The 19,070-nt window shown below is 65.2% G+C and carries 14 protein-coding genes and 1 pseudogene; 6 read left to right on the forward strand and 9 right to left on the reverse strand.

Translation table 11 applies throughout. From position 1 onward, the window contains the following. Positions 1 to 87: 87 nt before the first annotated feature. The 4 genes from LG661_RS04530 to LG661_RS04545 are packed head-to-tail and all read left to right on the forward strand — an operon-like array spanning position 88 to position 4,515. Entirely contained in the window at positions 88 to 1,866 is a 1,779-nt protein-coding gene (locus tag LG661_RS04530) for an acyl-CoA dehydrogenase (RefSeq protein WP_230530675.1), read from the forward strand. A 4-nt stretch (positions 1,867 to 1,870) separates the two neighbouring features. Then, positions 1,871 to 2,722 (forward strand): SDR family oxidoreductase, encoded by an 852-nt coding sequence (locus LG661_RS04535; protein ID WP_230530676.1) that lies wholly within the window; start codon positions 1,871 to 1,873, stop codon positions 2,720 to 2,722. Between the two features lie 38 nt (positions 2,723 to 2,760). Beyond that, positions 2,761 to 3,756, forward strand: coding sequence for a magnesium transporter CorA family protein (locus LG661_RS04540; protein ID WP_230530677.1), 996 nt, complete (start codon positions 2,761 to 2,763; stop codon positions 3,754 to 3,756). Positions 3,757 to 3,765: 9 nt separating this feature from the next. Further along, positions 3,766 to 4,515 carry an SOS response-associated peptidase gene (locus LG661_RS04545; protein WP_230530678.1) on the forward strand — a complete coding sequence of 250 codons (750 nt, stop codon included), beginning with the start codon at positions 3,766 to 3,768 and terminating at the stop codon, positions 4,513 to 4,515. 106 nt (positions 4,516 to 4,621) lie between these two features. On the opposite strand, the gene LG661_RS04550 is transcribed toward LG661_RS04545, so the two are convergent. Continuing rightward, positions 4,622 to 6,013, reverse strand: coding sequence for a fused MFS/spermidine synthase (locus LG661_RS04550; RefSeq protein WP_230530679.1), 1,392 nt, complete (start codon positions 6,011 to 6,013; stop codon positions 4,622 to 4,624). Between the two features lie 677 nt (positions 6,014 to 6,690). Between LG661_RS04550 and LG661_RS04555 the strand changes: the two genes are divergently transcribed. Together LG661_RS04555 and LG661_RS04560 are read left to right on the forward strand one after the other, a co-directional pair. Continuing rightward, positions 6,691 to 8,658 (forward strand): diguanylate cyclase, encoded by a 1,968-nt coding sequence (locus tag LG661_RS04555; protein ID WP_230530680.1) that lies wholly within the window; start codon positions 6,691 to 6,693, stop codon positions 8,656 to 8,658. Between the two features lie 379 nt (positions 8,659 to 9,037). Then, positions 9,038 to 10,152 (forward strand): annotated as a pseudogene (locus LG661_RS04560) (glycosyltransferase family 2 protein). A gap of 28 nt (positions 10,153 to 10,180) precedes the next feature. Here LG661_RS04560 and LG661_RS04565 read toward each other — a convergent pair. From LG661_RS04565 to LG661_RS04600, 8 genes are all read right to left on the reverse strand, one after another. Beyond that, complete coding sequence (locus LG661_RS04565; RefSeq protein ID WP_230530681.1) at positions 10,181 to 11,440, reverse strand: class I SAM-dependent RNA methyltransferase; 1,260 nt, start codon at positions 11,438 to 11,440, stop codon at positions 10,181 to 10,183. After that, positions 11,433 to 12,161: a TlyA family RNA methyltransferase gene (locus LG661_RS04570; RefSeq protein ID WP_230530682.1), complete on the reverse strand. Its 729-nt coding sequence runs from the start codon at positions 12,159 to 12,161 to the stop codon at positions 11,433 to 11,435. The genes LG661_RS04565 and LG661_RS04570 overlap by 8 nt, the downstream gene beginning before the upstream one ends. A gap of 34 nt (positions 12,162 to 12,195) precedes the next feature. Beyond that, positions 12,196 to 14,103, reverse strand: a complete 1,908-nt coding sequence (dxs, locus tag LG661_RS04575; protein WP_230530683.1) for a 1-deoxy-D-xylulose-5-phosphate synthase — start codon at positions 14,101 to 14,103, stop codon at positions 12,196 to 12,198. 102 nt (positions 14,104 to 14,205) lie between these two features. Further along, on the reverse strand, positions 14,206 to 14,454 hold the full coding sequence (locus LG661_RS04580; protein ID WP_230530684.1) for an exodeoxyribonuclease VII small subunit: 249 nt from the start codon (positions 14,452 to 14,454) through the stop codon (positions 14,206 to 14,208). Between the two features lie 36 nt (positions 14,455 to 14,490). Then, positions 14,491 to 17,184: a DUF2339 domain-containing protein gene (locus LG661_RS04585; RefSeq protein ID WP_230530685.1), complete on the reverse strand. Its 2,694-nt coding sequence runs from the start codon at positions 17,182 to 17,184 to the stop codon at positions 14,491 to 14,493. A gap of 58 nt (positions 17,185 to 17,242) precedes the next feature. Then, positions 17,243 to 17,761, reverse strand: a complete 519-nt coding sequence (locus LG661_RS04590; protein ID WP_230530686.1) for a tyrosine phosphatase family protein — start codon at positions 17,759 to 17,761, stop codon at positions 17,243 to 17,245. Between the two features lie 50 nt (positions 17,762 to 17,811). Further along, the gene (locus tag LG661_RS04595; RefSeq protein ID WP_230530687.1) at positions 17,812 to 18,405 is read right to left on the reverse strand and encodes an HD family hydrolase; all 594 of its coding nucleotides are present in this window, start codon (positions 18,403 to 18,405) and stop codon (positions 17,812 to 17,814) included. Beyond that, complete coding sequence (locus LG661_RS04600; RefSeq protein ID WP_230530688.1) at positions 18,406 to 19,014, reverse strand: DNA-3-methyladenine glycosylase I; 609 nt, start codon at positions 19,012 to 19,014, stop codon at positions 18,406 to 18,408. It abuts the gene before it with no gap. Between the last annotated feature and the right edge of the window lie 56 nt (positions 19,015 to 19,070).

A 19,070-nucleotide genomic window follows, 5' to 3' on the forward strand; every position in this document is an offset into this window, starting at 1 on the left:
CCGAAGGTTGTCAGCGCTTGCTGGGCGGGTTTAACGGCGCGAGGATATGCGTCAACATCAAAAGCCGTTCGGTTGAGAGGAAACACCATGAGCTACCGTGCGCCAGTCTCCGACATCGTCTTTACCATGCGGCATGTGGCTGGCCTCGACCGCGCCATCGGGGAGGGGCTCTACGGCGACCTCTCCGCCGACTTGGCGGCGACGATCCTGGAGGAGGCGGGCCGCTTCGCCAATGACCTGATCGCTCCCCTCAACCGCGAAGGCGACAAGCATGGGGCCACGCTCAAGGACGGCGTAGTCACCACCGCGCCCGGCTGGAAGGAGGCCTACAAGGGCTGGGCGGAAGCGGGCTGGAATGCGCTCCCGGGCCCGGTGGAATATGGCGGCCAGGGCCTGCCGACTCTGTTGAACTCGGCCTGCGTCGAGATGTGGAATGCCGCCTCGATGGCCTTCGGCATCGGCCCCGTGCTCACCATGGGCGCGATCGAGGCGATGGTCGCGCATGGCTCCGAGGATCTCAAGAGCCGCTACCTGGAAAAGCTCGTCTCCGGCGAGTGGACCGCGACCATGAACCTGACGGAGCCGCATGCGGGGTCGGACCTGGCGGCGCTTCGCTCCCGTGCCGAGCCGCAAGGCGACGGCACCTACCGGATCACGGGCCAGAAAATCTTCATTACCTATGGCGAGCACGATCTCACCGACAATATCATCCATCTCGTGCTCGCGCGCCTGCCCGATGCGCCTGCCGGCACGCGCGGCATCTCGCTCTTCCTCGTGCCGAAAATCCTGCCGGACGGCACCCGCAACGACGTGCGCTGCCATTCCATCGAGCACAAGCTCGGCATCCATGCCTCGCCCACCTGCACCATGATCTTCGGTGACAATGGGGGAGCCATCGGCTGGCTCGTCGGCGAGGAGAACCGGGGCCTCAACTGCATGTTCACGATGATGAACAATGCGCGCCTCGCTGTCGGCCTGCAGGGCGTCGCCATTGCCGAGCGCGCCTATCAGCAGGCGCTGTCCTACGCCAACGAGCGCAAGCAGGGCCGTGCCATCGGGGCAGTCGAGGGCATGAGCCCCATCGCCGCGCATCCGGACGTCCAGCGCCATCTGCTCACCATGAAGGCGCTTACCGCAGCTTCGCGCGCCATCTGCTACATGACGGCGGAAGCCATCGACCGCGCGCATCTGGAGGAAGACCCGGCGCGCCGGAAGAAGGCTCATGAGCGCGCTTCGCTGCTCACTCCGGTGGCAAAGGCCTTCTCCACCGATATCGGCATGGAGGTCGCCTCCCTCGGCGTCCAGGTCCATGGCGGCATGGGGTTCATCGAGGAGACGGGCGCGGCGCAGCACTACCGCGATGCACGCATTGCGCCGATCTACGAGGGCACCAACGGCATCCAGGCCATCGATCTCGTCGTCCGCAAGCTGCCGCTCTCCGGCGGCGAGACGGTGCGGGCGCAGATCGCTTCCATGCGCGCCACGGTAACCCGCGTGATGAAGGAAGGCACGCCTGCCTTCGGGGCAACCGCCGCGCGCCTGCGCGATGCCATCGAAAGCCTCGACCGGGCAACGAGCCATCTGCTCCAGTCGGTCTCCTCCAATGCGCAGGGCGAGGCGCTGGCCGGCGCGACGCCGTATCTTCGCCTCTTCGCCCTGGCGCAAGGCGGCGCGGCTTTGGCCGATGCCGCTCTTGCCGCCAACGCGCTTATGGCCGGCGGCGATCAGGATTCCGCCCATACGGGCCGCATTGCCCTCTGCCGCTTCTTTGCGGAGAACATCGCCGTAGGAGCGAAGGGCCTGGAGGACATTGTCCTCTCGGGCGCAGGTTTCCTGCAGGACGCAAATCTGGCCCTCGCGAGCTGATCCCATGACCCTCAACGGAAAAACCCTCTTCATCACCGGCGCCTCGCGCGGCATCGGTCTCGCCATCGGCCTTCGCGCAGCCAAGGACGGCGCGAATGTCGTCATCGCCGCCAAGACGGCCGATCCGCATCCCAAGCTCCCCGGCACGATCTACACGGCGGCCGAGGAGATCGAGAAGGCCGGCGGCAAGGCGCTCCCTCTCATGGTCGACGTGCGCGACGAGGAAGCGGTGAAAGGGGCCATCGAGAAAACGGTCGAGACCTTCGGCGGCCTCGACATTGTGGTCAACAATGCCAGCGCCATCAGCCTCACGCCGACCACGCAGACCGACATGAAGCGCTTCGATCTGATGCACCAGATCAATACGCGCGGCACCTACATGGTCTCGAAATACGCGATCCCGCATCTGGAAAAGGCCGAGGACCCGCACATCCTCATGCTCTCGCCGCCGCTCGACATGAGCGAGAAATGGTTTGCGCCCCATGTCGCCTATTCCCTGGCGAAGTACGGCATGAGCATCTGCGTGCTGGGGCTTGCGGGCGAATTGCGGGGCAGGGGGATCGCCGTCAACGCGCTCTGGCCGCGCACCACCATCGCCACCAGCGCCATCAAGAACCTGCTCGGCGGCGAGGAGATCATGCAGGCGAGCCGTACGCCGGACATCCTGGCCGATGCGGCCTATGCTATCTTCCACAAGCCCTCGCGGAGCTTTACCGGGCAGTTCCTTATCGACGATGTGTTTCTGCATGGCGAGGGCGTGAGGGATTTCGAGAAGTACCGGGTCGACCCGACCAAGCCCCTTGCCCCGGATTTCTTCGTGCCGGACGATACGCCGCCCCTCTCGCAGTTGTCATGAGAGCTGGGTTAAAGCATACCCGCTAATGGGAGACGGGTATGATTTTAATCCACAGGCCAGCGCAGGATACGGGACCGGCAGGGCAGTCCCTCGATCGTTACGTTCTGCCCCCCGGGGCGCCGATCCCCGACGATGCGCTGTGGATCGATCTCATCGAGCCGACCCGGGAGGAGGATCGGATTGTCGAGCTCCATCTCAATATCGAGATCCCGACCCGGGAGGAGATGGCCGACATCGAGCCCTCGGAGATCCTCTACCACGAGAACAACGCCCGCTACATGACGGTGCGCGTGCTCTGCAGCTCCGAGTCGGATGCGCCGAAGCTTATCGACGTATCTTTCATCCTGACCGAGAAGGCGCTCGTGACCGTTCGCTACGGCGAACCGCTCTCCTTCCAGATGTTCATGTCCCGGGCCGGCAAGCCGGGCGGGTGCCGGCATCAACCGGAAGCCGTTCTCGATGGGCTGATCGAGACGATCATCGACCGCGCGGCCGAGATCCTGGGCACGATGGGCATGCGCATTGACCGTCTGTCGCAGGCGATCTTCGAGAACGAGAAGCGGGGCGCGCGCCGCGCGGCGTCCTACCGCGCGGCATTGAAGTCCATCGGCCGGAAGGGCGACATCATCTCCAACGTGCGCGAGAGCATGGTCTCGGTCGAGCGCATGCTCCTTTTCCTTTCGGCCAGCATGCAGAGGCCGCAGCGCGCCTCCGGCTTCCAGGCCGAATGGCGCACCGCGCTTCGCGACGTGCAGTCCATCGAGGAGCACGCGACCTTCCTCTCCAACAAGATCCAGTTCCTGCTCGATGCGACGCTGGGCCTCGTCACCATCGAGCAGAACGACATCATCAAGATCTTCTCGGTCATGTCGGTGATCTTCCTGCCGCCGACCCTGGTTTCGTCGGTCTACGGCATGAATTTCGAGATCATGCCGGAACTCCAGTGGGACTACGGCTATCTCTGGGCGATAGGCCTCATCATCCTCGCCGCCGCGCTGCCCTATCTCTTCTTCCGCTGGAAGCGCTGGCTTTAGGAGGGAACTATGTGTGGGCGCTATGCGATCACGCTTCCTCCCGAGACGTACCGGGAGTTCTACGGTTATCCCGAGCATCCGAACTTCCCGCCGCGCCACAACGTGGCTCCCACCCAGCCGGTGCCCATTGTGCTGGAGGATCGGGGCGAGCGGCACTTCATGCTCGTGCGCTGGGGCTTCCTGCCCTCCTGGGCGAAGGATCCCAAGGAGTTCCCGCTCGTCATCAACGCACGCGGCGAAACGCTGGAGACAAAGCCTACCTTCAAGGCGGCCCTGAAGCGTCGGCGCTGCATCTTTCTCGCCGACGGGTTTTACGAATGGCGACGCAGCGGGCGCGAGAAGACACCCTTCCTTATCCGTCTGCGAAGCCGCAAGCCGATGCCGCTGGCAGGTCTTTGGGAGACCTACAGCAGCCCGGACGGCGGAGAGATCGACACCGCCGCCATCGTGACGACGGACGCCAATGGCACGCTTTCCGCCGTGCACGACCGGATGCCGGTGATCCTGTCGGAGAGCGACATCGCCGCCTGGCTCGACGTGCGCGATGAGCGCGCCGACGTCATGCGCCTCGTCAGGCCCTGTCCGGACGACTGGCTCGACATAGTGCCGGTCTCAAGCCGCGTGAACAAGGTCGAGAACGACGATCCCGGCCTGATGGAGCCCCTGAGCGCGCCCGTGGCCGCGCCGGTTCCTGCGGCAAAGCCCAAGGCGAAGAAGCCACTCTCCAGCGACGAGGACGGGCAGGGACGGCTGTTCTGAAATTGTCTCGGGCGTTCCGGATCGCTCCTATGCCTTGCAAGGCGGCTCGCCTCCGCCTCAGGGCTCTGTTCCGAAGAAAGCTGGAGTTCGCCAGGAGCGGGCAGGGTCAATGATCCAGGAAGGAACGGTTCCGGTCATCCGTGTAGATGTCGTAGGGCTCATTCTCGAGCCTGCCGGACAGGTAGAGCACGCTGGCGACCTTTCCGGTCTGCGTCTGCGGCAGGATCTGGCGCGTGACGAAGGGAAATACGCTGCGGATCGTGGCGTCGATGCTGCGGCTGAACCGGTCGGCGAAGGTCGGTGACGTGATGATGTTCATGATCACCTGACCGCCCGGGGCCAGCGCCTGTTTGGCCGCCGCGAAAGCTTCCTGGGTGATCAGGTCCGGCGGCAGGTTGATGCGGTTGGTGAAGGCGTCGAGCACGACGACGTCATAGGTCTGTTTATTGCGGCGCAGGAATGCGCGGGCGGATTCGGGGACGAATGTCTTGTTCGGACCCAGGGGGCGGTGCAGGAAATGCTCCTCGCTCACGTCACGAAGGGCAGGGTCGATATCCACGTAGGTGTAGTCGTTGAAGCGATCCTCGAGGCCGATGGTGAACCCTCCGGCCCCGATCACGAGAATGCGTTGCGGCCTGGCGGAGTCGAGCTTCCTGATCACCTCTTTCTCGATGAACTTCACATAGGCGAAGCGGTGCTCGGGATGCGCCGCCACTTTGGACGAGGGACTGTTGTTGATGATGAGAAGACGGCTGTCCTCGGCCGGATTGGCGACGACCCGGACCTCGCTGTAGAGGTTGTTGCTGACGATGCCGTACGCCTCGACCGATGCAGGACTGTTGATGAACGCAATGTAGAGGCCGAGTGCAGCGCTCGTGAGAGCCAGTCTGCTCCGTCCCTCCATTCGCCAGCCGATCAGCGCAGCGAGCAGAACCAGGAGTCCGAGGGTGATGGCCACCGTGATGTGGACGCCCAGAAAGGTCATGAACACCAGGGTCGACACCACCGAGCCGAGAAACGATCCGAGGGTGGAAAGAAAGAGCATCAGGCCCGTAGAGCGCGGCAGGTTTGCGCCGGTCGAGCAATAAGCCACCAGCGGAAGGGTCTGGCCCAGGAGATAGATCGGGTAGACCAGGAACAGGCACGCATGAACCGAGGCCTGAACCAGGCGGTGCGTGAGCCCGAGGCCGTCGAGGATCTGGAAGAAGGCCGCCAGAAAAGGATGGGACAGCCCGAAGCTGAGGACGAGGGCTGCAATCAGGAGATTTCGGGTCAGCTGCCGGCGAACTCCCGTCTCATCGCCCTGAGCGAGGCTCGCCCGGCCGCCCGCTTCGTAGCCGAGAGCGAGCGGGAGCAGGACCGCGGCAATCACGATGGCGACCGTATCGGTCGCATTGCCCACGTAGGGCGTGAGCTGACGGATGGCGAGGAGCTCCACCGCGAGGACGACGTAGCCCTCTATGGCGATGGCGCCGAGTAGCAACGGGGAGGAGAGCATGAGTGGTCGGTCGCCATTGATGGTGGAACGGTAGTCACCTGCAGCAGACTAGAGCCGTTTCCGCGCAAGTGGAATTGCTCCGGGCGGGTATACATCCTTCCGCCGTTCGGCATTTCCACCCCGATGCGCTCAGGAGTGAAATGGCGTTACAAGTGGGCCGGTGCGCAGCCCGTCCGCAGCGGACAGAGGCTCGGATGTGACGGATCGTCACAACTTCGCCTCGGCATCCTCCTCCAATGCTTATTTTCAAAGACGTTGAGGCAAATTTGCCTATCATAGCCCGTTGCCCGCCTACAGGATGTACCGTAACGGAAACAATGGTAATTGGGCGCGCCAATCCGTTGTCGTACTGCGCCGGTGACAGGCAGTTCAGACCGGCAATTGGATTCTGAACGCGCGCCCGGGACCGCAGTATCGGACGAAAGGCGTCCGGCCGTATCCGGCGGCCGGCTCAAACAATCGAAGCTCTTCATCGGGCGACTGCGCGAGGCAGTACGGGGCAATCATGTTTGCATTGAACGGGAGCGATCTCCTGCGCATGGCAGTTTTCAGCGGTGCGCTGGGATTTGCGGTCTTCTGCGCTTCCTACGGCGTCTTGGTCTGGAGGAAGCGCAACAAGTCCCGTGACCGACAGCCGAGCTGGATGCGACGCATCTCCTATGCCTCCGTGATCCTCGGTGCCTTGTCTCCTGATCACGTGGGCCTTCAGCAAGCTTGAGAGGCGCGACGGTGTCGCCGGCGGCAATGACCTCTTTGTCGTGCATGCCCGTCGCGACAACACGGCCCTGCGTCTGACCTCGCGCGACGAAATCGAGGCCGGGGAGGTGATTGCGGAGTTCGTTCCGCCTGCCAACGAGACGCAGCTTGCCGTCAAGGATATTCAGCAGGCGCAGGCACAGGCGAAAAAAGAGGTCGTTCGTGCCCAGCCCCTTCCGATCGATCAGGGGCTCGTCCAGCGCGAGCTGCAGATCCGCACGCAGATCACGCAAGCCGAAGGCTTTCTTCTCGAACTTCAGAAGTTTCGCAACGAGATCGAGAGGGCGCGCGCGGCGCTCCTGACGGAATGGACGCGTGAGAAGACCAGGATCGAGGGTGAAATCGCAGCCACGGAGAAGTTTCTGGCGGCTGCCCTGAGCCAGCTGGAGATTGCACGCTCTGCCCTGCAACAGGCGTCCGACTCCTTCAAGAAGCAGATCATCACGCAACCGGTCTATGACGCGCGGCGCTCGAACCTGATCAATGCGGAGCGTGAGGTCGATGGCCAGCGGGTGGCGCTTTCCTCGCTGAAATCTCGAAGTGAGGCGTTGGAGGATCAGTTCAGGCGTTCCGATGCGGCCCTGGCTCAGCAGCTTGTCCAGATCGGCGAAAACAACGCCAGGTTCAGCGCCTCGCTGGAAGAATACAAGGCGCAGCTCGCCGAGACCGAGCGCCTCCTCAACGATGACCGTGCTCGCGCAAGGGCGCTGGTCGCGCGCGAGATCGAGGCCGCGGACCTCGAGACGTCGATTGCGGCGGCCGAGAAGGACCGCGCCATCGAGACGACCCAGCTGAAAGCCCCGTTCTCAGGCCATGTCGTGTTCCGCCACCCGACGCCAGGGCTCGCCGCCGACGGAGCGCCGGTCCTGGCTCTCTCCTCCGGCACGGGCTTCCTGGCCCGGGTCCGCCTGACGCGGGCTGAGGCCGACAAGCTCGCAGCTCATGGGCAGCCGGTTCCGCTGATGCTGGATCACTCCGTGCTGCGCAACGTCATCACGGCAACCTTCGTGCGGGTGGACCCAGTCCCCCTGGTGAAGGACCAAGTGATTGCTCTGCTGGAATGCACGCTGCCGGCGGAGGTTGTCGCGGGGCTCGGAAATTCCAACGAGCCGATCAAGGTGCGTCTGCTCTGGAGGCCTTCCCTGCTGGAAAACACCGGGGCTCAGGCGAGCGCTGCGCTGGCCCTGTTTGGTCTCCTTGGCGGCATGTTCAGCGGCTCCCGCGCGAGGCAGGAAGCCCAGCCCGACGTGGTATCGGAAGCCCCGTCCTCAACGGCCGATCAGGTCAAGGCTGGAGATGACGCGACAGCGCCGGGCGAGAGCATTGAGGTCGAGGAAAAGACAAGCCGGATCGTCGACATCAGAAGCCGAAAGACTCTGGTGCAGCATCACGGCGGGCTCGTTCCCAAGGATTCCGTGACGGGCCTCCTTGATCGCGACCAATTCCTGACCATCGCCGAATCCGAAGTGAGAGTCGCGTCGGAGGCGGGCACGTCCCTCACCATATTGATCGTCCGCATCAATCAGCTCAGGGAGACCAACGCCTTCTATGGACGCAAGGTTGGCGACGAGGTCTTGAAGGACTTGGCGGATGTGTGCCGCGGTTCGCGCGAGCGGGATATCACCGCGCGCTGGACGGGCGAGGAGTTCGTCGTGCTGCTTCCGGAAACGGATCTTGCGGGGGCCGCAATCGTCGCGGACCGGCTGCGTCTGAAGGCGAAGCACCTGCAGGTCGGCGATCTGCCCCACATGCAGAACTCCATCAGCGTCGGCATGGCGCAGGTGCTTTCCGGAGAAACGACGGTCCTGCAGGCGCTGGAGCGAGCGGCTCAGGACCGGCAGGCCGACGAGGATGACGACGGCATGCAGACCGCCTCCGTGACGGCCTGAGGCGCAGCAGGAAATTCGCAAGACTGGCCGGAGCCCGTTCGGTATGGCTCGCAGCCAGGACAGTTCTGCCGATCCGTGAGCGAAGCTTAAAATGTCTGAGATGGTGGAACAGGCGGGGAATGCCGGCGGGTTCAGGGCGCGCCGCCGGATTGTTCCGCGAGCGCTGGTCAACTTCCTTGCTGCGGCCACCTTCACCTACGGGGTGGCCCTGTCGGTGACGCTGCCGTGGAGCATGAAGGAGGCCGCCTTCGCCGAAACCGGGCTTGCCGCCACGGGACCTCTGGGCCACATCCAGGCCATTCTCCTTGTGGCCACCGGAGCCTTCATCCTGGTGCGCTGGCTTTTGATTCAGGGGCTGGCATTCTTGGAGCTCGACCGGATGCGGTGCTCGACCCCGGCCGAGGTCGACGATCCGCCCTTCGTTTCGATTCTGGTGCCAGCGTACAACGAGTCGGAAACCGTTGTCGCCGCGCTCCAATCCCTCATCCGCCTCGATTATCCTTCCTACGAGGTCATCTTCATCGATGACGGATCATCGGACGATACGAGCGCTGCACGGTTCAGGTGCATACCAAACCGAATGGGGGCAAGTGGAGCGCGCTGAACTTCGCCTATCAGAAGGCGAGGGGAGATCTGGTTCTCTTTGTCGATGCGGATTCAGGGCTCGCGCGGGATGCGCTGAAAATCATGGTGTCCCGACTCCTGGAGTCCAATGCCGCGGCGGTATCGGGGCAGGTCACGATCCGCAACCGGATCAACGTGCTGACCCGGTTCCAGGCCATCGAATACCTCCTCGGCAACGGCGGCATGAGGACGGCGCTCAGTTCGCTGGGCGTGGTCACCGTCGTGCCCGGCCCCATCGGTCTCTACAGGCGGGAGGTTCTGGAGAAGGTCAGGCAACTGCCCGGAAACCAGCCGAAGGGGTCTGCCGGCAGCAAGCCCGGCGACGCCTTCGGCCCGCTCTCGGGTGAGACGTTTGCCGAGGATTTCCAGCTCTCGCTCTCGGTGCTCTCTCTGGGCGGCCGCATCGTCTACGAGCCGCGCGCCTACGCCTATACGCGATTCCCGGAGGACATCAGCACCCTCATGAACCAGCGCTATAGATGGTTCCGCGGCACGTGGCAGGTCTATGCCGTCTACTGGCGGCAGCTGCGCCACCTGAAGAAGGAGAAGCTTCGCTTCCTGCCGACGATCATGGCGCTGTTCTATCCCTTGGATATCTACGTCGTCCCGATTCTGAACTTCATCTTCTGGAGTTCGATCGCCCTGTCCGCGGCCGCCGGCGCGTCGCTGAACGATGCCGCAGCCTGGATCGGATCGGTGAGCCTTCTGAACATCATGACGGCGATGATCTATGTGCTCGAGCAGGACGACGAGTTCGATCTGCTGCCCTTCGTCCCCTTCCTCGACATCTACCAAAGCTTCCTGGTGAACAGCGCCTGGATCGTCGCTGCCATCGATGAGGTGCGCGGCGCCCGCATGAAGTGGTCCTGAGAGACCAACCTCCCGCTCCATGCGCGGATCATGAACGGCGCGACGGCTTCTTCGCCACGCCCCGCCGCAGGATCCCGACGACCTCGAGATGCGGCGAGTGCTTGAACTGGTCGACCGGGATGACGCGCTCCAGGCGGTAGCCGCCTTGCATGAGGATTGCAGCGTCGCGGGCGAAGGTAGCGGCATCGCAGGAGACGCTGACGACGAGCGGCACCTTCGAGACTGCCAACTGCTTCGCCTGCGCCTCCGCGCCTGCGCGCGGCGGATCGAGCACCACCGCGCCGAAGGCGTTCAGCTCCGGTGTCAGCAGAGGACGACGGAAGAGGTCGCGCGCCTCCGTCGCGATGCGCCGCAGGCCGGGCGTCGCGCGAAAAGCCTTGTCGAGGGCGGTCATCGAGCCCTGGTCGAATTCGACCGCGTGGACCTCGGACTTCTCCGCGAGCCTCAGCGAGAAGGGGCCCCATCCGGCAAAGAGATCGGCCAAGCGCTTGGTCTTCGCGCAGGCCTCTGTGACGAGGCTGGCAAGCGTCTCCTCGCCGAGCCGCGTCGCCTGCAGGAACGAGCCCGCAGGCGGCACCACGGAGGCGCGGCCCATGACGATGGCGGGCGGACGCCGCTCCACGATGACGTCCCCATGGACCGACAAACGCGAGAGATCTAGGCTGGCCGCAAGGTCGATGAGGCTCAGGCGTTCCTTGTCCTTCAGAGGGCCATGACCGCGCACGTCCACGTCGAGGCCGGTTTGCGTGTTCGTGATCTGAACATCGAGCGGCTTGCGCGCAGCGCTCAGGTGCTCGCCGATGGCGCGGGCGACGACGGGCGCGCGCTCCTTCAGTCCGGGCTCGGCGATGGGGCAGAAGGCGATCTCGACGATCCTGTGGCTCCTCGGCGCCATATAGCCTACATGCATGGCGCGCTCGGGAAAGCGCACATGGAGCGTCACGCGCCGCCGGCCTTCGCCGTGGGCGTCGATGAGCGGCTCGATGGGAGCCTCGATCCGAGCCTGTCTCAGGGTATGGGCAAGAATGTCCCGCTTCCAGGTCTGGTAGAAGCCGTGCTTCATGTGCTGCGTGGCGCAGCCGCCGCATTCGTCGAAGTAGGGGCAGAACGGCGTCTCGCGCTCGGGCGATGGCGCATCGACGCTGACGAGGCGCGCATGCGATCCGTCCCGTTCGATGGTGACCGTCTCGCCCGTCAGCACCTTCGGCACGAAGACGGGGCCGGATGCGCTCTCCGCGATGCCGTCGGCCTTTGCGCCGAGGCGCGTGATCGTCACCTGTTCAGCCACGGCGTGCTCCCAGCAGGAATTCGCGATTGCCGTCCCCGCCCTCGATAGGGGAGGAAACGAGTCCGATAATCTCGAAACCGAGAGACGCAACGAAGCCCTTCATGTCCTCGCATACGGCCCGATGCACCGCCTCGTCACGCACGATGCCTTTCTTGACACGATCGCGTCCCGCTTCGAATTGCGGCTTCACCAGAACGGCGAGCTCGGCGCGGGCAGCGAGGCGTGCGACAGCGGCCGGAAGGACGAGTCTGAGCGAGATAAAACTCACGTCGGAAACCAGAAGGTCCATGGCTTGAGGAATGAGTTCAGGTGTCAGGGAGCGGGCGTCAGTGCCCTCCAGATTCGTCACGCGCGCATTGCCGACGATGGTCGGATGCAACTGGCCGTGCCCGACATCGACCGCATAGACATGCGCCGCCCCGCGCTGGAGCAGCACTTCCGTGAAGCCGCCGGTGGAGGCGCCGATATCCAGGCAGATCCTGTCCTTCGGATCGATGTGGAAGGCGTCGAGGGCCGCCGCCAGCTTCACGCCGCCGCGCGAAACGTAAGGATGCGGCTGCTCGGCCGTGATGACGGCTTCTTCCGGCACCGTGTCGGAGGCCTTGCGGATCGTCGCGCCGTTCACGGTGACGAGGCCCGCGGCGATGGCCTCCTGCGCCCGGGCGCGGCTTGCGAAGAAGCCGCGCTCGACGAGAACCACATCGGCGCGCTTGCGGGTCATGCTGCCCTCGGGATGAAGAAAATCGGTGCGCCGGTCAGGCCCGGGCCTGCTGCGCCATGTCCTGGCCGAGCGCTTCGAAGACCTTGGTCACAATGCCCACGGCATCGAGACCGGCCTTGGCGTACATCCGCTCCGGCTTGTCCTGGTCGATATAGGTGTCGGGCAGGATCATCGAGCGAACCTTGAGGGTGCCGCCGTCGAGCGCGCCTTTGTCCGAGAGAAGCTGCAGAACGAAAGAGCCGAAGCCGCCGACGGAGCCTTCCTCGATGGTGATGAGCACCTCGTGCTGGCGGGCGAGCTGCAGGATCATCTCCTCGTCCAGAGGCTTGGCGAAGCGGGCATCCGCCACGGTGGTGGAGAGGCCCCGCGCCTCCAGCTCTTCCGCCGCCTTCAGGGCTTCGGAGAGGCGTGTGCCGAGCGACAGGATCGCGATGCGGCTGCCCTCGCGGACGATGCGTCCCTTGCCGATGGGAAGCGGCACGCCTTTCTCGGGCATGTCGACGCCGACGCCTTCGCCGCGCGGATAGCGGAAGGCGATGGGACCGTCGTTGTAGGCCGCGGCCGTCGCGACCATGTGGACGAGCTCCGCCTCGTCGGCGGCGGCCATCACCACCATGTTCGGCAGGCAGCCGAGATAGGCGATGTCGAAGGAGCCTGCATGGGTAGGCCCGTCCGCGCCCACAAGGCCTGCGCGGTCCAGCGCAAAGCGCACCGGCAGGTTCTGGATCGCCACGTCGTGCACGACCTGGTCGTAGGCGCGCTGCAGGAAGGTGGAATAGATTGCGCAGAACGGCTTGTAACCTTCCGTCGCCATGCCGGCGGCAAAGGTCACCGCATGCTGCTCGGCAATGCCGACATCGAAGGTGCGCGCCGGGAACTCCTTGGAGAAGTGGTCGATGCCCGTGCCGGAGGGCATGGCCGCCGTGATCGCTACGATCTTGTCGTCGGCCTGCGCCTCCTTGATGAGGCTCTCGCCGAAGACCTTGGTGTAGGCGGGCGCATTGGCTTTCGCCTTGGTCTGGGCTCCCGTGATTACGTCGAAGGTGACGACGCCGTGATACTTGTCGGGCGCAGCTTCCGCCGGCGCGTAGCCCTTGCCCTTCTGCGTCACGACATGGACGAGGATCGGGCCCGTTTCCGTGTCCCTGACATTCTTCAGGATCGGCAGCAGGTAGTCGAGGTTGTGTCCGTCGATGGGGCCGACATAGTAGAAGCCCAGCTCCTCGAACATGGTGCCGCCGGTCCAGAACCCGCGGGCGAACTCCTCGGCGCGCTGGGCCTTCTCATAGAAGAATTTCGGCAGCTTCTTCGCCAGCTGCTTGGCGGTCTCGCGGATGCCGCGATAGGTGCCGCCCGAGACCAGGCGGGCGAGGTAGGACGACATGGCGCCGGTGGGCGGCGCAATCGACATGTCGTTGTCGTTGAGGATGACGATAAGGCGCGAATGCATGGCGCCGGCATTGTTCATGGCCTCATAGGCCATGCCGGCGGACATCGCCCCGTCGCCGATCACGGCGATCACGTTGTTCTGCTTGCCCTCCAGGTCCCGCGCCACGGCCATGCCGAGCCCGGCCGAGATCGAGGTGGAGGAATGGGCTGCGCCGAAGGGGTCGTACTCGCTCTCAGCGCGCTTGGTGAAACCCGATAGCCCGTCTGCCTGGCGCAGCGTGCGGATCCGGTCGCGCCGGCCGGTGAGGATCTTGTGCGGATAGGCCTGGTGTCCCACGTCCCAGATCACCCGGTCGCGGGGCGTATCGAAGACGTAATGAAGCGCCACCGTCAGCTCGACGACGCCCAGCCCTGCGCCCAGGTGCCCGCCCGTGACGGACACGGCGCTGATCGTCTCGGAGCGCAGCTCGTCCGCCACCTGCTTGAGCTGATTTTCGGGAAGCTGACGGAGATCTTCCGGGATCTTGATGGTGTCGAGGAGAGGTGTGGACAAATTGCTCTCGCCAGGCGCTCGCAGGGATCTGATCTAGTGCAGATAGGGTCTCACGGGGGCCGGGTCAAACGCAGGGTTCAGCATTCCCTTGAGAAAGCTCGACTATTCCCCGACACCAAGCGGAGCCGTTCCGGAGGCCTGGCCGTCCGGGCCGACGGTGATCTTCTCGATTCGGGCCTCGGCCTTTTTCAGAAGCTGCTCGCAATGCTTCTTCAGGGCTTCCCCGCGCTCGTAGATCGCAATCGAGTCCTCGAGGGGCACATCCCCGCGCTCCAGGCGGCGCACGATCTCCTCCAGCTCGGCCAGGGCCTTCTCGAAGGGGAGCGTCTTGATGGAAGTGGTATCGGTCATGGAGCTATCCGCCAGTGATTTCGTTGCTCCGCCCTCTCACGGTGAGAGGGCGGCATGGCTCGGTCGTTGCGCGAGGAGCCTTTGATAGACCAGACCGATGCCGATGAGAACAAGCCCGAGGCCGATAAATGACAGGGCCCGCATCACCCCTTCCAGGTTGGCCAGGTCGATGATGAAGACCTTGAGCACGGCGAGCACGAGATAGACCGCCGAGGCGAGGCGGGCGAAGCGGTTGCCGCGGAGAAGCCCGAAGCCGAGAAGGGCTATTCCGGTGACGAGCAGCGCTACGGAGTATCCCCACTGCTCGCCTTGGGTGAAGCCGCGCCACAGGCCTGGCTCCGGCCCCTGGAAGAACAGCCGGATTTCCAGCGCCACAAAGCCTGAGAACAACAGCAGGCTCAGGACGGCTGAGGACAGGGAATAAAAGCGAGGCCGCGCCTCCCGCTCGACCAGGGCGAGAGCGCCTGCCAGGAGGGACGGCATCAGATAGGCGAGGATCAGGACGTTGAAGAACGTGCCGCCGGAGATCTCGTCGTTCCCGAACAGCGGGTTCTCCACAATCAGGAGGCCGCCGGCGCAGAGGGCGAGCGACAGGAGTTTGAAGATCAGCGAGCCCCAGCGATAGACCGGATCGGCCCTGCGCAGGTCCAGCCGTGTCAGGAGGATCGCGAAGACGAGGCTTTCTGTCGCAATGAGCCCGACCTCCAGGAGATCGGTCGTGGCAGCGAGCGGGTCTCCCATCCAGAGCACGTGGCGGATCTCGAAGAAGATCAGGAACGCCCCAAAGACGATGCTCAGGCTCTCGGCGAGCCGGACGATCCGATCGCGCCCGGTCCGCTCCATCAGGCGGCTGGCGAGGAGGAACGAGAGGGCCGGGACGCCGTAGCCCCAGAGCAGCCAGTTGAACAGGAGGGGGCCCGGGTCGCCGCCCACGATGGTGGGGTCCCAGATCAGCCGTCCCAGGATGACGAGGCCGATAGCGCCGACCGCGTAGCGGAGGGCCGGAATGGCGACCCGATCCGCGATCCAGGCCGTACCCAGAGCCGTCAGGGCGAAGGCGACGGTGAGCATGCCTCTGTCGAGTGCGAAGGTCAGGCCCAGGGACAGGGCGGCCAGGACCGCCGAGGCCGTTGCGCCGAGCGCCAGATGGGCGGACGGTCCGTTTTCGCCCTGTCGGCGCGCAAGCCAGCTGGTGGCGGTGACGAAGGCGAGGGCGAGCCCCCCGGCGACGAGGGAGAAGGACAGGCTGCGCTCGAATTCCGCGATCCGCCAGTAGGAAGCCACCAATGCGAGAAGCGGGCCAGTCGTGGCTGCGCCGACGTACCAGGCGGCGGCAGGCAGGCGGAGGTGGGGCGAGCGCGCCAGCCGGAGCAGCGAAATACCGGCGATGATGGGCGGAAGCGCGAAGGCAACGGCCAGATAGAGCCCGAGGGAGTGGGGGCGGACCGCGAAAATATCCCCGCTCTGGTAGAAGAGATTCTCGGGATTGCCGCCGATCTCCGCTTCGATGGGCCAGACCAGAAGGGTGCCGATGGCCGTCAGAGCCGCCCAGGCTGCGGCGGGTGCTGCCGGCGCGAAACGGATGCCGGTGGCGAGGAGAACAAGCGCGATGGCTGCGAGGAGGACCGGGCGTCCCTCTCCGGCCGCGATCGAAGCGGAGACGATGACCGCAGCGAGGGCAAAGGCGAGCAGAACGGCGCTCGCGGCCCAATCGGTCCGGGCTTCCGGGTCGGGAACATGGCGGTAGGGCTCGGCTCCCAGGAAGAATGCGGCCAGAGCCGTCTGGAGCACCAGGTGCACCATGGCCGGCATCACGTCCGACGGCTCCATGAGGAAGACCGGCAGGGCCCAGATCAGCGCGCCGATGGCGGCGGCCAGGGCAAGCCTACGCCACAGGCGCAGCCGCGCGACGCCGTAGGCGGGGAGCACCACGAAGGCGAGATAGATCACGAGCGCCCAGGGCTGCGGTTTGTCCGACGACACGAGAAGCGGGCTTGCCATCGCGGCAAGCAGGCCGAGTGCGGCCAGTGCGGGCCCGTGCAGCATGGCGGCGATCATCGTCAGTACGGCGATGACGCCCAGAAGCACGAAGGCCGTCGCAGGGCCGATCAGGCTGTAGAGCGCATAAGCCGCATAGGCCGAGGCGAAGGCGGTGCAGGTCCCGGCCGCCGTGAGGATGCTCGGCACATTGGCGTTGGGAATGCCCGGCAGGGCGAAGCTGCGTTCGCGGCGGCGCAGCCACTCGCCCGCGCCGATCAGGGCCAGCGCAAACAGCCCGCCGAGGGCGATGCGGGTCGCGGGGCTCAGCAGGTTCTGCTCGATGGAGTACCGGACGAGGAAAATCCCGCCGAGCGCCAGCGCTACGCCGCCGACCCAGATCGCCCAGCGGGAGCCTATCGTCTCCTCGAGATCCTGCCTGTCCCGGACGGGCCGGGCCGCAGCGGCCGGGATGACCGGAACGGGGGCAGTTGTCTGGGCTATCGGTTCCGGGGTTGGGGGCGGGGATGCTTCAGGCGCGATGGGCTCTTCGTCCAGGATTTCAGGGGATGATGCTTGGGCCGCTGGTGGAGCATCTCGGGTGGCCTGTTCCCTGATGGCCCGCAGCTCGCTTTCCAGGACGGCGAGGCGGCGACTCAGAACATCGAGCCGGCTTCGCGCCGACAGGCCGAGCACGAGGCCCGCAATTGCACAGATCGGAATGCCGAGAGCCAGCAGAGCGAGCAGCACCATGTCCAAGAAGAAGCCCTCAGGTTCACGCCAGGGGCCAAAGCCGCTCCGAGGGAATCGGCTAGTCCCTGTTAACCTGTAACATGAAGGGCGTGCCCTCCATAGCCTCCGCGCCCCGGCCGATGGCGCGGATGGAATCGACCATCCTGCCCCGGCGTCCGAGGATGTCGTCGGCGAGCGCAACGAAGCGGGCGTTCGGCGTGGCCGAGGGGGATGCCTGGCGCAGGGCGCGGGCGATCTCGGCCTCGTCCCGCTCGGGCGTCAGCGCGCAGGCCGCAATATAGGCGGCTGCCGTCGAGCGGCTGATGCCCGCCCAGCAATGGATGACAAGGGGACTTTCGCGGCCCCAAAGCCGCACGAAGGCGAGGAGCTGCTCGATATGCTCGGCCCCCGGCAGGATGTGCCCGTCCAAAGGCTCCACGATGTCGCTGACCCCGATGAAGAGGTGGCGGTCCGCCGTGATGGTGGCAGGCCTTTCGACCGCAGACCCCGTATTGATGAGGGTCACCACATGGCTGGCGCGGGTCTCCGCCACGGTGTCGTGCAGGCGGGAGAGGGGGCAGACGTGCAGGGTCGGCATGGGCTTGATCTCCGCTTGCGGTGGGGCAGCCTTACACGATTCGGGCGGTCTCAATGAGACAGCGCGGCTGTGACGTGATCCCGGTAGCGCTCCTCCGCCTTCGCCACGGGCCAGGGATCGAGGAAATCCTGGATCGCGCGGGGCAGGGGCTTGGGGCGGCCGAAGAACTTGACCGCCTCTTCCCGTCCGAAGCCGGCGAGGTTCGTCGCTTCGAGAAAGGCCGCCTGCCGGTCCGCGCGCTTGATGAAGCGCTTGAGGGCGGCTGTCGGTTCGGCGGGCAGGCCGAAATGCAGGTGGATCGCGCCGAGCAGGCGCGCCTCGATGGTCTTGTAGGCATCCCCGATCACCGCCTTGAAGGGCGAGATGATGTCGCCGATCACGTATTCGGGCGCATCGTGCAGCAACACCGCAAGCCGCGCGGGGCGGGTCATGCCGGGGTCGAGATGATCCGCAATCGCCTCCACCAGCAGGCTGTGCTGCGCCACGGAAAAGATATGCGCGCCTTCCGTCTGCCCGTTCCAGCGGGCGACGCGGGCAAGCCCGTGGGCGATGTCGTCGAGCTCGACGTCGAGAGGCGAGGGATCGAGGAGATTGAGGCGCCGGCCCGAGAGCATGCGCTGCCAGACGCGAGGCTCCTTGGCCATCTATCGGGCCTCGGCGAGGGCGGCGCATTCCGCGTGGCGATAGCAGCCGGTGAGATGATCGTTCGACATGCCGACCGCCTGCATGAAGGCATAGACGATAGTGGGGCCGACGAAGTTGAACCCTTCGGCCTTCAGGGCCTTGGAGATCTTCCGGGAGACATCGGTCTCCGTCGGCACGTCCCTGCGAGTCCTCGCATTGGTCTGGACCGGCCTTCCGTCCACGAAGTCCCAGAGAAATTTCGAGAAGCCGCCGCGCTCCTGAATCGCCAGCCAGACGCGCGCGCCCGCAATCGTCGCCTCGATCTTGGCGCGGTTCCTCACGATGCCGGAATCGAGCATCAGCGCCTCGACCTGCGCCTGGTCGAATCGGGCGATCACCGCGGGCTCGAAGCCGGCGAAGGCGCGGCGGAAGTTCTCGCGCTTGCGCAGGATCGTGATCCAGGAGAGGCCGGCCTGAAACCCGTCGAGGATGAGCTTCTCGAAGAGCGCCCGGTCGTCGAATTCCGGCACGCCCCATTCGGTGTCGTGATAGGCGACATAGAGCGGGTCCGTGCCGGGCCACCGGCAGCGGGCCCTCTGGTCGGGATGAAGGATCAGTCCGTCGGTCATGGCCACCTGTGTAGCTGGGCCGTGCGCAAACGGAAAGATCCGCTCCTGACGGAATG

This window comes from Microvirga roseola, from assembly GCF_020866965.1.
GTDB lineage: Bacteria > Pseudomonadota > Alphaproteobacteria > Rhizobiales > Beijerinckiaceae > Microvirga > Microvirga roseola.

Bases quoted from the DNA above. Each gene is read 5' to 3' on its own strand.
- LG661_RS04545 (WP_230530678.1), top strand. From the start codon at position 3,766: ATGTGTGGGCGCTATGCGATCACGCTTCCTCCCGAGACGTACCGGGAG.
- LG661_RS04540 (WP_230530677.1), top strand. From the start codon at position 2,761: ATGATTTTAATCCACAGGCCAGCGCAGGATACGGGACCGGCAGGGCAG.
- LG661_RS04585 (WP_230530685.1), bottom strand. From the start codon at position 17,184: ATGGTGCTGCTCGCTCTGCTGGCTCTCGGCATTCCGATCTGTGCAATT.
- LG661_RS04590 (WP_230530686.1), bottom strand. From the start codon at position 17,761: ATGCCGACCCTGCACGTCTGCCCCCTCTCCCGCCTGCACGACACCGTG.
- LG661_RS04600 (WP_230530688.1), bottom strand. From the start codon at position 19,014: ATGACCGACGGACTGATCCTTCATCCCGACCAGAGGGCCCGCTGCCGG.
- LG661_RS04535 (WP_230530676.1), top strand. From the start codon at position 1,871: ATGACCCTCAACGGAAAAACCCTCTTCATCACCGGCGCCTCGCGCGGC.
- LG661_RS04550 (WP_230530679.1), bottom strand. From the start codon at position 6,013: ATGCTCTCCTCCCCGTTGCTACTCGGCGCCATCGCCATAGAGGGCTAC.
- LG661_RS04595 (WP_230530687.1), bottom strand. From the start codon at position 18,405: ATGGCCAAGGAGCCTCGCGTCTGGCAGCGCATGCTCTCGGGCCGGCGC.
- LG661_RS04530 (WP_230530675.1), top strand. From the start codon at position 88: ATGAGCTACCGTGCGCCAGTCTCCGACATCGTCTTTACCATGCGGCAT.
- LG661_RS04580 (WP_230530684.1), bottom strand. From the start codon at position 14,454: ATGACCGATACCACTTCCATCAAGACGCTCCCCTTCGAGAAGGCCCTG.
- LG661_RS04570 (WP_230530682.1), bottom strand. From the start codon at position 12,161: ATGACCCGCAAGCGCGCCGATGTGGTTCTCGTCGAGCGCGGCTTCTTC.